Origin of the sequence: Streptomyces sp. NPDC007264, from assembly GCF_042869095.1 — a bacterium.
Classification (GTDB): Bacteria; Actinomycetota; Actinomycetes; order Streptomycetales; family Streptomycetaceae; genus Streptomyces.
Window position 1 is genome coordinate 177902 of record NZ_JBIAFD010000003.1, and the last position, 15130, is coordinate 193031.

13 protein-coding genes and 1 pseudogene are annotated in these 15130 nt (G+C 71.5%); 6 read left to right on the plus strand and 8 right to left on the minus strand.

The window, feature by feature from the left end; translation table 11 throughout:
• Positions 1-24: 24 nt before the first annotated feature.
• Positions 25-1617: a Na+/H+ antiporter gene (locus tag ACFYMU_RS05845; protein WP_388368382.1), complete on the minus strand. Its 1593-nt coding sequence runs from the start codon at positions 1615-1617 to the stop codon at positions 25-27.
• A gap of 62 nt (positions 1618-1679) precedes the next feature.
• Between ACFYMU_RS05845 and ACFYMU_RS05850 the strand changes: the two genes are divergently transcribed.
• From ACFYMU_RS05850 to ACFYMU_RS05860, 3 genes are all read left to right on the plus strand, one after another.
• Positions 1680-1940 (plus strand): UBP-type zinc finger domain-containing protein, encoded by a 261-nt coding sequence (locus tag ACFYMU_RS05850; protein WP_388368385.1) that lies wholly within the window; start codon positions 1680-1682, stop codon positions 1938-1940.
• A gap of 271 nt (positions 1941-2211) precedes the next feature.
• Complete coding sequence (locus ACFYMU_RS05855) at positions 2212-2625, plus strand: anti-sigma regulatory factor (RefSeq protein WP_055492491.1); 414 nt, start codon at positions 2212-2214, stop codon at positions 2623-2625.
• A gap of 17 nt (positions 2626-2642) precedes the next feature.
• Positions 2643-3764: an RNA polymerase sigma factor SigF gene (locus tag ACFYMU_RS05860; RefSeq protein ID WP_388369144.1), complete on the plus strand. Its 1122-nt coding sequence runs from the start codon at positions 2643-2645 to the stop codon at positions 3762-3764.
• A gap of 63 nt (positions 3765-3827) precedes the next feature.
• Here ACFYMU_RS05860 and ACFYMU_RS05865 read toward each other — a convergent pair whose 3' ends face one another.
• Positions 3828-4277: a hypothetical protein gene (locus ACFYMU_RS05865; protein WP_388368388.1), complete on the minus strand. Its 450-nt coding sequence runs from the start codon at positions 4275-4277 to the stop codon at positions 3828-3830.
• Positions 4278-4412: 135 nt separating this feature from the next.
• On the opposite strand from ACFYMU_RS05865, the gene ACFYMU_RS05870 reads away from it, so the two are divergent.
• Together ACFYMU_RS05870 and ACFYMU_RS05875 are read left to right on the plus strand one after the other, a co-directional pair.
• Positions 4413-5381, plus strand: a complete 969-nt coding sequence (locus tag ACFYMU_RS05870; protein ID WP_388368391.1) for a diacylglycerol/lipid kinase family protein — start codon at positions 4413-4415, stop codon at positions 5379-5381.
• A 319-nt stretch (positions 5382-5700) separates the two neighbouring features.
• The gene (locus ACFYMU_RS05875; RefSeq protein WP_388368393.1) at positions 5701-5958 is read left to right on the plus strand and encodes a WhiB family transcriptional regulator; all 258 of its coding nucleotides are present in this window, start codon (positions 5701-5703) and stop codon (positions 5956-5958) included.
• Positions 5959-6159: 201 nt separating this feature from the next.
• On the opposite strand, the gene ACFYMU_RS05880 is transcribed toward ACFYMU_RS05875, so the two are convergent.
• Together ACFYMU_RS05880 and ACFYMU_RS05885 are read right to left on the minus strand one after the other, a co-directional pair.
• Positions 6160-7635 carry a sensor histidine kinase gene (locus tag ACFYMU_RS05880; protein ID WP_388368396.1) on the minus strand — a complete coding sequence of 492 codons (1476 nt, stop codon included), beginning with the start codon at positions 7633-7635 and terminating at the stop codon, positions 6160-6162.
• Positions 7636-8129: 494 nt separating this feature from the next.
• Positions 8130-8738 (minus strand): annotated as a pseudogene (locus tag ACFYMU_RS05885) (TetR/AcrR family transcriptional regulator); the annotation flags it as partial.
• 196 nt (positions 8739-8934) lie between these two features.
• Here ACFYMU_RS05885 and nagB point away from each other — a divergent pair.
• A complete protein-coding gene (gene nagB / locus ACFYMU_RS05890) occupies positions 8935-9720 on the plus strand; it encodes a glucosamine-6-phosphate deaminase (protein ID WP_388368398.1) in 786 nt (261 codons plus the stop codon).
• Positions 9721-9864: 144 nt separating this feature from the next.
• On the opposite strand, the gene ACFYMU_RS05895 is transcribed toward nagB, so the two are convergent.
• From ACFYMU_RS05895 to ACFYMU_RS05910, 4 genes are all read right to left on the minus strand, one after another.
• A complete protein-coding gene (locus ACFYMU_RS05895; RefSeq protein ID WP_388368401.1) occupies positions 9865-11388 on the minus strand; it encodes a glycoside hydrolase family 3 protein in 1524 nt (507 codons plus the stop codon).
• 9 nt (positions 11389-11397) lie between these two features.
• Entirely contained in the window at positions 11398-12258 is an 861-nt protein-coding gene (locus ACFYMU_RS05900; protein WP_388368404.1) for a carbohydrate ABC transporter permease, read from the minus strand.
• Positions 12255-13241: a carbohydrate ABC transporter permease gene (locus tag ACFYMU_RS05905; RefSeq protein WP_388368407.1), complete on the minus strand. Its 987-nt coding sequence runs from the start codon at positions 13239-13241 to the stop codon at positions 12255-12257. The genes ACFYMU_RS05900 and ACFYMU_RS05905 overlap by 4 nt, the downstream gene beginning before the upstream one ends.
• A gap of 167 nt (positions 13242-13408) precedes the next feature.
• Positions 13409-14695 carry an extracellular solute-binding protein gene (locus tag ACFYMU_RS05910; RefSeq protein WP_388368410.1) on the minus strand — a complete coding sequence of 429 codons (1287 nt, stop codon included), beginning with the start codon at positions 14693-14695 and terminating at the stop codon, positions 13409-13411.
• Positions 14696-15130 lie beyond the last annotated feature (435 nt).

Genomic DNA, 15130 nt, shown 5'->3' on the forward strand with positions numbered 1-15130 from the left:
CGTCCCGGTCGGCCCCGGTCGGCCTCACGCCGCCTCCCGGTAGGCCGCCGCCTCCTCCAGGTCCAGCCGTCTCAGCAGCGTGCGGAGCATCTCGTCGTCGATGTAGCGGTGGTCGCGCAGTGTCACGAACACCTCCCGCTCGGCGCCGATCATCTCGCGGGACAGCCGGCGGTAGGTGTCGTCGACCGTCTCGCCGGTCACCGGGTTCACCGAGCCCAGGCGTTCCCAGACCGCGTTGCGGCGGCGTTCCAGGACCGCGCGCAGACGGTCCGCCAGCGGGGGCGGCAGGGCGTTGCGCTCGTCGCCGAGGAGCTCGTCGAGACGGCGCTCCGCCGCCCTGGACGCCTGCGCCTGGGCGTTCGCCTCCGCGAGGGTCTCGGCCTGGGCGTCGCGCCCCGGCAGGCGCAGCAGCCGGATCAGCGGGGGCAGGCTCAGTCCCTGCACCACCAGCGTGCCGATCACCGTGGTGAAGGTCAGGAACAGGATCAGGTTGCGGTGGGGGAAGGCGCCGCCGCCGTGCACGGCCCGCGGGACGGAGAAGGCGATCGCGAGCGAGACCACGCCCCGCATCCCCGCCCAGCCGATGACGAACGGTCCCTTCCACGTGGCCTCCTCGCGCTCCCGGATGCGCGCCGACAGCAGGCGCGGCAGGAAGGCCGCCGGGTACACCCAGACGAACCGCGAGACGACGACCACCAGGAACACGGCCACCGCGTACGAGGCCGCCTCCGTGCCCTCGTACTCCCCCAGCCCCTTCAGGACGACCGGCAGTTGCAGTCCGATGAGCGCGAACACCGCGGACTCCAGCAGGAACGCCACCATCCGCCACACCGCCTCCTCCTGGAGCCGCGTCGCGAAGTCCACCTGCCAGTTGCGGTGGCCGAGGCAGAGGGCGACCACGACCACGGCGAGCACCCCGGAGGCGTGCACCCACTCCGCGACCCCGTACGCGGCGAACGGGATGAGCAGGGAGAGCGTGTTCTGCAGCAGCGCCTCCCTCATACGGGTGCGCAACCAGTGGATCGGCATCATCAGCAGCAGACCCACGACCACCCCGCCGACCGCCGCGAGCAGGAACTCCCGCACCCCGCCCGCCCAGGTGGCGCCCTCACCGACCGCCGCCGCCAGAGCCACCTTGTACGCGGTGATCGCGGTCGCGTCGTTCACCAGCGACTCCCCCTGGAGGATCGTGGTGATCCGTGACGGCAGCCCCACCCGCCGGGCGACCGCCGTCGCCGCCACGGCGTCCGGCGGCGCCACCACCGCGCCCAGCACCAGCGCCGCGGTCAGCGGCAGACCCGGCACGATCAGATAGGCCGCCCACCCCACCGCCAGCGTCGCGAACAGCACGTACCCGACGGACAGCAGGGCCACCGGGCGCAGCTGCGCCCTCAGGTCGAGGTACGAGCTGTCGCCGGCCGCCGTGTACAGCAGCGGGGGCAGCACGAGCGGCAGGACGACCTCGGGATCCAGGGTGTACTCGGGCACGCCGGGCAGGTACGAGACCGCCAGCCCCGCCGCGACGAGCAGCAGCGGCGCGGGCACGGGCGTGCGGCGCGCGGCACCGGCGACCGCGGCACTGCCCGCGACCAGCAACAACAGTGGCAGTATGGTCATCCTCTTCCGCCCGCCCCTCGTCCTCGCGCGGCTTCCCGCGGACCCGTCGTAACCTGGCAATCATGAAACAGTGCACGCACGTCGAGGCGCTCCCGCACCCGGAGCCCGAGCCCCGGAGCGACACATGCCTGGAGTGCCTCGCCGCCGGCACGCACCCGGTGCAACTGCGTCTGTGCCTGGAGTGCGGGCACGTGGGCTGCTGCGACTCCTCGGCCCTGCGGCACGCGACGGCGCACCACAAGGAGAGCGGCCACCCGGTGATGCGCACCTTCGAGCCGGGGGAGAACTGGCGCTGGTGCTTCGTCGACCATGTACTCGTGTGACCCTGGACCCGTCCGCGTGTGACCCTGGACCCGTACGGTTCGACGGTCCGGCGCCTGGGTACGTCAAAGCGGCGCGCGCTCTTCCCAATTGGGCCCGCAGACCCCTAGCCACTGTGCGTATTCATAGGTTTACTATGAGTGACAGCAAGGGGCGGGGTCCCGGGGACAGGACACGAGGGAGCGCGATAGCGTCACCGCTGAACCACGTAGGGCGTTACCCCGGGGGACGACCCCCGGCCCCGAACGAGCTTGTACCACCTTGGAGGTGAGGGTGTCCCAGATCGCAGGCGAGCCCGCGACCCAGGACTTCGTGGAAGTCCGGCTGCCGGCAGCGGGTGCCTACCTGTCGGTGCTGCGCACGGCCACAGCCGGCCTCGCGGCCCGTTTGGACTTCACCCTCGACGAGATCGAGGACCTCCGCATCGCGGTCGACGAGGCGTGCGCGATCCTGCTGCAGCAGGCCGTGCCCGGCTCGGTGCTCAGCTGTGTCTTCCGGCTCATCGACGACTCGCTGGAGGTGACGGTCGCGGCCCCGACCACGGACGGTCACGCCCCCTCGCGGGACACCTTCGCCTGGACCGTCCTGTCGGCCCTGGCCGGCAAGGTCTCCTCCGCGGTCGCCGACGACAAGACCGTGTCCATCAGCCTCTACAAGCAGCGCGGCGCGGGACCCGGGCCGGCGTGACGAACGGGGACGGGCCGGTGCGGGACGAAGAACGCGGCACACGGGAGCCTTCCGCCGGGAACGCCGTCGGGCCGGGCGGGTCGCGGCGCACGGTCGACGGCATGGACGGCATCCCCGAGCAGGCCCGTCCGCATCCGGAGGACGACGCTTCCGCGATCGTGGCGTCCGCGCAGGCGGGGCCGCCCGGCACGGACGCGGCGGTCCCGGTCCGGGACGGGGGACGACGGGATGCGGACGGTGCCTCGCGGAGCACGTCCTCCGGAGGAAATGGGGCCTTTCCCGCTCGGGCGGAGCCGAGCGAGCGGGGAAGGGTGACGGGCGGGACGATGAGCGAGCACGAGCGAAACGCTGAGCAGGGTGTGCCGGCCGGCGCACAGCACGACCCGCATGACCGCAGCGGGGCGCGGTCCATGTTCGTCGAGCTGCGCAAGCTGAGGGAGGGCAGTCCGGAGTACGCGGAGCTGCGCAACCAGCTGGTCCGTATGCACCTGCCGCTCGTCGAGCACCTCGCGCGCCGCTTCCGCAACCGGGGCGAGCCGCTGGACGACCTGACGCAGGTCGCCACCATCGGGTTGATCAAGTCGGTCGACCGCTTCGACCCCGACCGCGGCGTCGAGTTCTCCACGTATGCGACGCCGACGGTCGTCGGCGAGATCAAGCGCCACTTCCGCGACAAGGGCTGGGCCGTACGGGTGCCGCGGCGGCTGCAGGAGCTGCGCCTGGCCCTGACGACGGCCACGGCCGAGCTGTCCCAGCAGCACGGCCGCTCCCCGACGGTCCACGAGCTGGCCCAGAAGCTGGCCATCTCGGAGGAAGAGGTCCTGGAGGGCCTGGAGTCCGCCAACGCGTACTCGACGCTGTCCCTGGACGTACCCGACACGGACGACGAGTCCCCGGCCGTCGCCGACACGCTCGGCGCCGAGGACGAGGCGCTGGAGGGCGTCGAGTACCGGGAGTCGCTCAAGCCGCTGCTGGAGGACCTTCCCCCGCGGGAGAAGCGGATCCTGCTGCTGCGCTTCTTCGGGAACATGACCCAGTCGCAGATCGCGCAGGAGGTCGGCATCTCGCAGATGCACGTCTCCCGTCTGCTGGCCCGGACGCTGGCGCAGCTGCGGGAGAAGCTGCTCGTGGAGGAGTAGGGGACGACGGGCGACCGGGACGACGGCCGCCCCGGGGAGGCACCCCGCGGGCGGGCGGCGAGCCTACTTCTGGTCCTGGACGTTCCCCGGTCCCCGGATGCCGAGCGCCTGCGTCGTCGCCGGGTTCACCAGAAGCACCAGGGCCGCCACCGCGACGACCGCCAGCGCGATGCCGCCGGGGATCGCGAGGCTGTCGGCCTGCAGCAGGTTGTAGGCCACCGGCAGAGCCAGGATCTGGGTGATCACGGCCGGCCCCCGGCTCCAGCCGCGGCGCCGCAGCAGGCCGCGCGCGGCCAGCAGGGGCAGCAGCGCGAGCACGACCAGGGTGATGCCGCCGGTGACGGCCTGGCCCCGGTCGTCCGGCGAGCCCGTGAGGCCCAGGACGCACATCCAGACGCCGCCCACGACCAGGGCCAGCCCCTCAAGGCCGGCGAGTGCCGCGGCGGCGGTCAGCCGCGCGGGACGGGGCTCGGCGTCGGAGGTCTCAGGGGTGGGATCATGCTCAGCGCTCACCCCTGAAGAGTAGCCCCCGCCTCGGCGGCCGCCGCCGAGGCGGGCACCGCCGCGCGGCCGGCACGCCGCCCGCCCTCTTACCGGATCCCTACCTCGGTCTGGGTCCGGTACCCCCCAGTAGGTACGCTGCACCCCATGCGTGGACTTCTCGTGGTCAATCCGGCGGCAACCACCACAAGCGCACGTACCCGTGACGTCTTGGCCCACGCGCTGGCCAGCGAGATGAAGCTCGAGGCGGTGACCACGGAGTACCGCGGGCACGCCCGGGACCTGGGCCGGCAGGCCGCGGACAGCGAGGACATCGACCTGGTCGTGGCCCTCGGCGGCGACGGCACGGTCAACGAGGTCGTGAACGGCCTGCTGCACGACGGCCCCGACCCCGACCGGCTGCCCCGGCTCGCCGTCGTCCCAGGCGGCTCCACCAACGTCTTCGCCCGCGCCCTCGGCCTGCCCAACGACGCCGTGGAGGCCACCGGTGTGATCCTCGACGCCCTCCGCGAGAACCGTGAGCGCACGATCGGCCTCGGTCTCGCGGCCGGCACCCCGGGGACGGCGGACGAGGGGGTGCCCTCCCGCTGGTTCACCTTCACCGCCGGGCTCGGCTTCGACGCGGGGGTCGTCGGCCGGGTCGAGCAGCAGCGGGAGCAGGGCAAACGTTCGACTCATGCGCTGTATCTGCGCCAGGTGGTACGCCAGTTTCTGGACGAACCCCACCGCAGGCACGGCACGATCACTCTGGACCGGCCCGGCGAGGAGCCGATCACGGGTCTCGTGCTGTCCATAATCTGCAACACGGCGCCATGGACGTTCCTCGGGAACCGTCCGGTGTACGCCTCGCCCGAGGCCTCGTTCGACACCGGACTCGACGTCATGGCGCTGAGCCGGATGTCGACGGCCTCGATTGCCCGGTATGCCACGCAGTTGCTCACTTCGTCCCCCCAGCGCGGACCCCGCGGCAAGCACGTGGTATCCCTCCATGACCTGACCCGCTTCACCTTGCATTCGAAGGTGCGGCTGCCCCTGCAGATGGACGGCGACCACCTCGGACTGCGCACCAGCGTGACGTTCACAGGCGTACGCCGTGCACTGCGTGTGATTGTGTGAGTGGAAGGCACCAAAGTCCTTTCAGTCGAACGTTTAGGCCAGGGTCCACCCCTTGGAAGTACGGCTGTGACCTAGCCGACACCAAGGAATCAAAAAAAACTTTCCTGAAGGGGTTGTATCCGCCGCTGAGGTTTGCGAGTCTCTACGTGGCGCTCGGGACAGCCCGCACCACTGGCCCCCGCAGAGAGCCCGAACCCCTCCTCAATTCACAGGACCACGTCAGCGAGCCTGGCGATCGGCCCTTCACTTGTCGGGGGATTCGTGAAAGCGTTCACATTCACAAGCAATCTGCATGTAATACCAAGGAGAGGTAGCAGCCATGGACTGGCGTCACAACGCCGTTTGCCGCGAGGAAGACCCTGAGCTCTTCTTCCCCATCGGCAACACCGGTCCTGCGCTGCTGCAGATCGAGGAAGCCAAGGCCGTCTGCCGTCGCTGCCCGGTTGCCGAGCAGTGCCTGCAGTGGGCGCTCGAGTCCGGCCAGGACTCCGGCGTCTGGGGTGGTCTCAGCGAGGACGAGCGCCGCGCCATGAAGCGCCGCGCCGCCCGCAACCGGGCCCGTCAGGCATCCGCCTGACTCACCCACCCCGTACGAGCCTGAGCTTGGCGGCGCGTACAGCGAGTACGCATCTCCCGCCCCCGAGCCGCAGCGCGCAGTACCCCCGCCGCGCTGGCAACAGCTGGCAACGAGCTTTGGCCCCGGACCACTTGTGGTCCGGGGCTCATTGCTGTGCGGGCTGCGCGGGGCGCCCGCGCGGGCTCCCCCGGGCCCCGGGCCTCACTTGTGGGACTGCACAGGAATGTCCAGGATCACCCGTGTTCCGCCCTCCGGGGCCGGCACCATGTCGAACGTGCCGCCCAACTCGCCCTCCACGAGGGTCCGCACGATCTGCAGCCCGAGGTTGCCCGAGGTGCGCGGGTCGAAGGCTTCGGGCAGGCCCACTCCGTCGTCCTGGACGGTGACCAGGAGGCGGCTCTCCTTGGTGGCTCCGCCGCGGACCGCCGAGACCTCGACCGTTCCGGTGTCCCCGGGACGGAAGCCGTGTTCCAGGGCGTTCTGCAGGACCTCGGTCAGAACCATGGAGAGCGGGGTCGCGACCTCGGCGTCGAGGATCCCGAAGCGGCCGCTGCGCCGGCCGATGACCTTGCCGGGCGAGATCTCGGCGACCATCGCCAGAACCCGGTCGGCGATCTCGTCGAACTCCACCCGCTCGTCCAGGTTCTGGGACAGCGTCTCATGGACGATGGCGATGGAGCCGACCCGCCGCACGGCCTCTTCGAGCGCCTCCCGCCCCCGCTCGGACTCGATGCGCCGGGCCTGCAGCCTGAGCAGGGCGGCGACCGTCTGGAGGTTGTTCTTCACCCGGTGGTGGATCTCCCGGATGGTCGCGTCCTTGGTGATCAACTCGCGCTCGCGTCGCCGCAGTTCGGTGACGTCCCGGAGCAGGACCAGCGAACCGATGCGCGTGCCCTTGGGCTTGAGGGGGATCGCGCGGAACTGGATCACCCCGTCATGGGCCTCGATCTCGAACTCACGCGGGGCCCAGCCGCTGGCGACCTTGGCGAGCGCCTCGTCGACCGGCCCCCGGGACGGGGCCAGTTCCGCGGTGGTCCTGCCGAGGTGCTGACCGACCAGGTCGGTGGCGAGACCCAGGCGGTGGTACGCCGACAGCGCGTTCGGCGAGGCGTACTGGACGATGCCGTCCGCGTCCAGCCGGATCAGTCCGTCGCCGACGCGCGGCGAGGCGTCCATGTCGACCTGCTGGTCGGGGAACGGGAAGGCGCCGGCCGCGATCATCTGGGCGAGGTCGGAGGCGCTCTGGAGATAGGTCAGCTCCAGCCGGCTGGGGGTCCGCACGGTCAGCAGGTTGGTGTTGCGCGCGATGACGCCGAGGACGCGACCCTCGCGCCGCACGGGGATGGACTCGACCCGGACGGGGACCTCCTCGCGCCACTCCGGGTCTCCCTCCCGCACGATCCGGCCCTCGTCCAGGGCCGCGTCCAGCATCGGGCGCCGGCCGCGCGGGACGAGGTGGCCGACCATGTCGTCCTGGTACGAGGTGGGGCCGGTGTTGGGCCGCATCTGGGCCACCGAGACATACCGCGCGCCGTCGCGGGTGGGCACCCACAGGACCAGGTCGGCGAAGGAGAGGTCGGAGAGCAGCTGCCACTCCGACACCAGCAGGTGCAGCCACTCCAGGTCGGAGTCGCTGAGGGCGGTGTGCTGGTGGACCAGTTCGTTCATGGAGGGCACGTGTGCGAGGGTACCTGGGCGTTCGGACAACGCTCGAAATCAGCCGGAGCGGGGCCGTCGCGCGGGACCTCGGGGGCTTCGCCCGGCGCCTCGCACCGGGCCCGAGAACACCCGCGGGCCGCGGCGCCTGGGAGGGACCCTCAACCCTCCCGGCACCGCAGCCCGGAGCAGCAACGGCCGTGGGGTGTGCGGTCCCGATCGGCCGAAGGTCGAGGAGCCGGGGCAGTCAGGGCAGAGAGCACCGGTTCCTCGGTCCGCCCTCCTGTGCGGGGAAGGCGGAGGCTCCTATGTCGTGTCCTCCTCGACGGCGCGGGGCGGACGGTCAGCTCGATGCGACTCGTCCCCTCCAGCGTGATGGACTAGACCACATCTCGTGGACCATGTTCCTGCCTCCGGCCGCGTGTGTCCACGTGTGGACGGGGGTTCGTTGTCCGCTCTTTACCGGATGCCACGGACGGCCCGCCCGAAGAAGCGTAGCCCGCTTCGGCTCCGGCGCGTGGCCAGAATGCCATCGCGGTGGCGGCGAGTGCCTCCAGTTCCTCCCGGCTCGCGCCGTCGCGCGCCTGCTGGGACATCCCCTGGAGGAGCGCGCCGACGCACCGGGCGAGTGCGCCGGCGTCGGTGCCCCCCGGCAGTTCGCCCGCGGCGATCCCGGCTCTGACACGGCTCTCGACGGCCGCGATCGTGGCGTTGCGCCGGGCGCGCAGGGACTCCCCGACCTCGGGCGTCGTGCAGTTGATCGCGGCGTGGGCGACCAGGCAGCCGTGCGGGTGACCGGGGGCCGTGTAGAGGTCGGCGGCCTCGCGGAGCATGCGCTCGACCGCGGCACGCGCCGTGGGCTCCTCGGCGAGGGCGCGGTCGCCGAAGGAGCCGTACCGGTCGCCGTAGACGCCGACGGCCTCCTCGAACAGCGACCGCTTGTCGCCGAAGGCCGCGTAGAGGCTGGGAGCGCCGATGCCCATCGCCCGGGTGAGGTCGGAGACGGACGTGGCTTCGTAACCGTGCTCCCAGAACGCGAGAACGGCCTTTTCCAGCGCGGTCGCACGGTCGAAGGAGCGGGGCCGGCCCCGCGGCCGCGCCTCCTTCGCCTGGCGGTTCACCATGGGGTGGATTTTATAGCGGCTGCTAGAGAAAGCACCCCTTCCCGCACTGCGCGCTTTTCCTGCATCGATCGCCGGAGGACGGGGGCGAGTCGCCCGGCCGGGGTACTGCGGCGGGGGCCACCTCTGCTAGATTGGTCTATACCACATGTCCCGTGTGGTTTCCCGGCGAGCCCCTCATCAGATCGGCAGGCCCAGCGTGGAAGTTGTCATCGTTCCGGACGCCACGGCGGGTGGCGAGCTCATAGCCGAGGCCATGGCGCTCCTGCTCCGGCGCAGGCCCGACGCCCTGCTCGGGGTGGCCACCGGCTCGACCCCGCTGCCCGTGTACCAGGCGCTGGCGGCCAGGGTGCGCTCCGGTGCCGTGGACACCTCCCGGGCGCGGATCGCGCAGCTCGACGAGTACGTGGGGCTGCCGGCCGACCATCCGGAGTCGTACCGTTCGGTGCTCAGGCGCCAAGTGCTGGAGCCGCTCGGCATCGGCATGGACGCGTTCCTGGGCCCCGACGGCACGGCGCGGGACGTGCAGGGTGCCTGCGAGGCGTACGACAAGGCGCTGGCCGCGGCCGGCGGAGTGGACCTCCAGCTGCTCGGGATCGGGACCGACGGCCACATCGGGTTCAACGAGCCGTGCTCCTCGCTCGCCTCGCGGACGCGGATCAAGACGCTGACCGAGCAGACCCGGATCGACAACGCGCGCTTCTTCGGCGGCGACATCGGCCAGGTGCCCCACCACGTGATCACGCAGGGCATCGGAACCATCCTGGAGGCCCGGCACCTCGTGCTCCTCACGACGGGCGAGGGCAAGGCGGACGCGGTCGCCGCGACCGTCGAGGGCCCCGTCGCCGCGGTGTGCCCGGCCTCCGCGCTGCAACTGCACCCGCACGCCACGGTCGTGGTGGACGAGGCCGCCGCGGCCAAGCTGAAGCTCGCCGACTACTTCCGGCACACCTACGCCCACAAGCCCGACTGGCAGGGCATCTAGGCCACATCCAGGCCCCGTCCAGGCCACATCCAGGCCCGTCCGGGCCACGTCCAGGCCCCGTCCAGGCCCGTCCGGGCCACGTCCAGGCCCCGTCCAGGCCCGTCCGGGCCACGTCCAGGCCCCGTCCAGGCCCCGTCGTCCGGATCACCCCGGCGTCGCGGGGTCCTCGCGGCGCGGCTGCGCGCCCGTGAGGACCTCGGCCGCCGCACGGCCGCACACCCGCGCCGCGCCGTGCGTGGCGATGTGCAGGGCGCCGCGAGGGGCGGCCTGGGGGACGCCCATCTCGACCACGATCGTGTCGGGGCGTTCCGCGAGGAGCGTGTCGAGGGCCGCGGCCATCCAGGCATGGCGGTGCTCGTCCCGGACCACCGCCACGATCCGCCGCCCGCCCGCGGCGGACAGCGCGGCCCGCCCCGCATCCCGGCCCGCGAAGCCGCCGGTCTGCGTGCCGGGCAGCAGGCGGAGCAGCTCCGCGGCGACGCCCCAGGGGGTCTCGTCGCCCACCGCGATGTTCGCGACGGGGGTGAGGGCGGCGACGTACGGCGGCTCGGTGAGCGGGACGAAGCCCTCCGCGCCCGTGACCGTCAGTGCGCGCCGGGCCGCGAGCAGGCCGACGTCGCCTCCGGCGGCCGGTGGCGGTGCGGCCTCCCCCGGCTGGGCCGCCGTCCACCGCGCCAGCGCCCGCACGCGTTCCGCCGCGTCGGCGAGCCGCTCCTCGGCCAGTTCTCCGGAACGCACGGCCGAGACCAGGGCGTCCCGCAGCCGCCGTACCGTCTCGTCGTCCGCGAGGCCGCCGCCCACGCAGATGGCGTCCGCGCCGGCCGCGACGGCGAGCACGCTGCCGCGTTCGATGCCGTAGGTCCCGGCGATCGCCCGCATCTCCATGCCGTCGGTGACGATCAGGCCGTCATAGCCGAGTTCGCCGCGCAGCAGCTCGGTCAGGATCCGCCGGGACAGCGTCGCGGGGCGGTCCGGGTCCAGGGCCGGCACCAGGATGTGCGCGCTCATCACCGCGCGCGTGCCGGCGGCGATCGCCGCGCGGAACGGCGCCAGTTCGCGCTCCTTGAGCACCGGCGTCTCCGCGTCGATCCGCGGCAGCGCGTGGTGCGAGTCCACGGCGGTGTCGCCGTGCCCCGGGAAGTGCTTGGTGCAGGCGGCGACGCCGGCGGACTGCAAACCGGTGACGTACGCGGCGGTGTGCCGGGCCACCAGCGCGGTGTCGGCGCCGAAGGACCGTACGCCGATCACCGGGTTAGCGGGATTGGAGTTCACGTCGGCCGAGGGAGCCCAGTTCAGGTTCACCCCGCACTCCGCGAGGCGGCGGCCGAGTTCGTGCGCCACCCGACGGGTCAGCTCCACGTCGTCCACCGCGCCCAGCGCGTGGTTGCCGGGGAAGGAGGAGCCCGTCCTGACCTCCAGGCGGGTGACGTCGCCTCCCTCCTCGTCGATCGCGACGAGCACGTCGTCGCGCTCGGCACGCAGCTGCGCCGTCAGGGCGGCGAGTTGTTCGCGCGAGGCGATGTTCCGGCCGAACAGGCCCACGGACGCCAGCCCCTCGCCGAGGCGGCGCAGCAGCCAGTCGGGGGCGGTGGTGCCGGTGAAGCCGGGCTGGAGGACCGTCAGCGCGTCTCGCGTGAGGGTCTCGGTACCGCTGGCGAATGTCGTCATCGGGTGGCGTTATCCCTTCACGGCGCCCGCGGTGAGGCCCGCGGCCATCTTGCGCTGGACGAGGAGGAAGAGGACGACGATCGGCACCGCCATCATCGTGGCACCGGCCATCATCGGGGCGTACTCGGTGCCGTGCTTGGTGGTGAAGTTGCCCAGCCAGACGGTCGCGGTCTGGTTCTGCTGGCTCATCAGCATCAGGGCGTACAGGTACTCGTTCCACGCCTGGATGAAGCCGTAGACCGACGTGGCGACCAGGCCGGGGGCGAGCAGCGGGAGGACCACGCGCAGGAAGGCGCCGGTGCGCGAGCAGCCGTCCACCATCGCCGCCTCCTCCAGTTCGCGCGGGATGTTGACGATGAAGCCGCGCAGGGTCCACACCGTGAACGGGAGGATGAAGGTCAGGTAGGTGATGATCAGACCGGACAGCCTGTCGTACTGACCGAGGTCGTTGAGGAGCAGGAAGACCGGGATGATCATCGCGACGAGCGGGATCATCTGGACCGCCAGGATGCCCACGATCACGATCTTCCGGCCGCGGAAGGCGAAGCGGGAGATGGCGAGCGCGGCCAGCATGCCGACCACGATGCCGATCACGACGACCGACAGCGACACGATCAGGCTGCGGCCGACCGGTCCCCAGAAGTCCGCGATCGTCAGCGCCCGGCGGAAGTTGGCGAGCGTGACCCCGGTCGGCAGCAGGCTCGGGTCCGGGTCGATGGCGTCCTTCGCCGGCTTGAAGGCGGTGTCGGCCATCCAGTAGACGGGGAAGCCGGCGGTGACGAAGACCAGCAGGCCGAGGAGGTTCCAGCCGAGCCGGGACATCCCCCGGCGGCGGGCCGCGGTGCGCCCGGAAAGCGCCGTCGCGCTCATTCCACCTCTCCGATCTTCAGCATCTGACGCATGTAGACGGCGACGACGCCGAGCAGCAGCAGCACGGTGAGCAGCGCGATCGCGGAACCCTGCCCGTAGTCGTTGACGACGAACGCCCTGTCGTACGAGTAGGTGGTGAGCAACTGGAACTCGGCCTCGGGGTGGCCGCCGCGCATCACGAAGACCTGCGGGAAGACGCCCATGTCCCAGATGACGGAGAGGGTCGTGAGCATCACGACGATCGGCTTGAGGACCGGGAGGGTGACATGGCGGAAGACGCCCCAGGAGCCGGCGCCGTCGAGCCGTGCCGCCTCCTCCAGTTCCCTCGGGACCTGGGTCAGGCCCGCGCCGAGCGTGATCGCCACGAAGGGGACGGCGCCCCACACCACGAGCAGCATGATCACGGCAAGCCCCTGGGGGCCGTCGGCGAACCAGTTGTGGCCGACCATGTCGACCCCGGGCAGCTTGCTGAGCAGCGCGTTGAAGACGCCGTAGTCGGAGTCGAAGAGCCACTTGAAGACCGTGGTCGCGACGATGACCGGCATGCCCCAGCTGGCCACGAGCACGATGTTGACGAGCGTCTTCACCCAGCCGGAGACCCGCTGGAGCAGCAGCGCGATCAGCATGCCGGCGACCATGGTGAAGATCACCGAGCCGGCCGCGAAGACGATCGTGCGCACGACGACCGCCCAGAACTCGCCGTCGCCGAGGACGCCGGTGAAGTTGGCGAGGCCGACGGACTCGGGGGGCTGGAAGCCCCACAGCTGCGACTGGCCGAACTTCTGGAAGGCCAGCGTGACCAGGCGTATCAGCGGATAGCCCATCACCAGGGCGAGGACCAGCAGACAGGGCGCGAGCAGCGCCCAGGGGAGGGCGGTCCCGCCCGATGTCCGCTGTCCGCGCGGCCCGACGACGACGTCCGGGGGCGGCGCCGGCCGCGGCGGCGGCAGCTTGGCAGGGGTGGTCGTGTCTGCGGCACTCATCGCGCGCTCCTCAGCGGTCCCTCGGGCCGTACGAGGGTGAAACCCCGCACGGTCGTACGCAGGCGAGACCCCGCGCGCCCCGGCGCCGGTGGGCAACCGCCGCACGGTCGTACGGGGCGCAGGGCCCGGCCCGAACACCCCCCGGGTCGACGGGCCCCGCACTGCCGTCACTTGGTGTTGATGACCTTGTCGATGGCGGCGTCCGCGTCCTTCGCGGCGGCCTCGACCGACTTCTTGCCGGTGCCGATGGCCTGCAGCATGGTCTGCAGGATCTGCGCCTTCTCGACCTGGCCCCAGCCCGGCGCCATCGGGACGAACCAGTTGGACTCGGCCGCGGTGGCCGGGACCGCCGTCGCCGGGTCGTTCTTCAGCGTGGCGAGGCCGGCCTTGTTGTTGGGCAGGTTGCCCTTGGCCATCAGGCCCTTCTGCCCCTCGGAGCCGGTGAAGGCGTTGATCCACTCGGCGGCCAGGGCCTGCGCCTTCGACTTCACGGGGATCGCGAGGTCGGAGCCGCCCAGGAAGACCGGGATGTTCTTGCCGGACGGGCCGGGCATCACGAAGTTCTCGAGGTTGTTCTTCAGCTTGCCGGTCTTGTCGTTCTTCGGGTCGGCTGCCGTCGCACCCTCCCAGGCGGCACCGAAGATCATGGCGGACTTGCCCTGGCCGTAGACGATGTAGCGGTCGGACTCGTCCTTGGTCTTGTCGCCGTGCATGTACGTGTCGACGATCGTCTTGAACTCGGTGAGGCCCTTGAGGGACTCGGGCGAGGAGAGGTCGGCCCTCCACCGGCCGCCCTCCTCCTCGGCGATGGAGCCGCCCGCGTCGTAGACGAAGGACATGGCCGCGTACCAGTCGCGCGTCGGCTGGTACCAGGCGTTGAACGTGCGGCCCTCGCGCTTCTGGATCCTGTCCAGTGCGGCCGTCAGCTCCTTGTACGTCTTCGGGGGCGCCTTCACGCCGGCCGAGGCGGCGATGTCCTTGCGCCAGTTGGCGACGCGGCCGCCGGCGTAGTACGGGACGCCGTAGGTCTTGCCGTCGTAGGTCACCGAGGCCTTGAGGCCGTCCAGCCACTGGGCGGAGTTGTCGAACACGGCCGGGTCGACGGGGGCGAAGGCGCCCTTGACCATGTACCCGAGCATCTCGGTGTTGCCCATCTCGACCACGTCGGGGGCCTTGTCGGTGGCGAGCACCGCGTCGAGCTTGGTGTTCTTGTCCGGCCAGCCGTAGTACTCGTGCTTGATCTCGAGGCCGGGGTGCTTCTTCACCACGGCGTCGTCGGCGGCCTTCACCAGGGCCGGCCAGTTGTTCTGCGCGTCGACCGTCAGCCAGACGGTGAGCTCCTTGGCGTCGGCTCCCTTGTCCGCGCCCCCGGACTTGCCGTCACCGCCCCCGCACGCCGCGATGGAGACCATCATGCCCGCGATACCGATCGCGGCTGTCAGCTTGCCCTTCACGCCACCCTCCTCAGGGATGCCACAAACCCCCCTTGTCCCCGCGGCGCCTGACGACGAGTACGGCACGTGGGGCCGGGACCTGGTCCAGTGGTGTAGACCAGTACGGGGAGCTTGGCCCAGACCAATGGGCGTGTCAAGGGTGTGCGAAGCGCTCCAGGCGTCCGTTGCGGCGTCGGCGGTCGCGACGGAGACGGCGAGCCCGCGAGAGCCACCCCCTCGGGCCGGCCGCGCGGTGTCGCGCAGCTCGGCCCCACGGCAACCGCGGCTCACACGGCGGACGCTCTCGTCGATCGCCCGGACCCGTGGAGGCAGCGGTCACAGGCCAGGGCGGGCCGAAGTGGCACCGCCCGCGCAAGAGCACCGCACCCAGGACCGCCGCCGCGACGGCCCGGCGGGTCCCGTGCCGTCGGGCAGCTGCTGACACGACCGTGATCA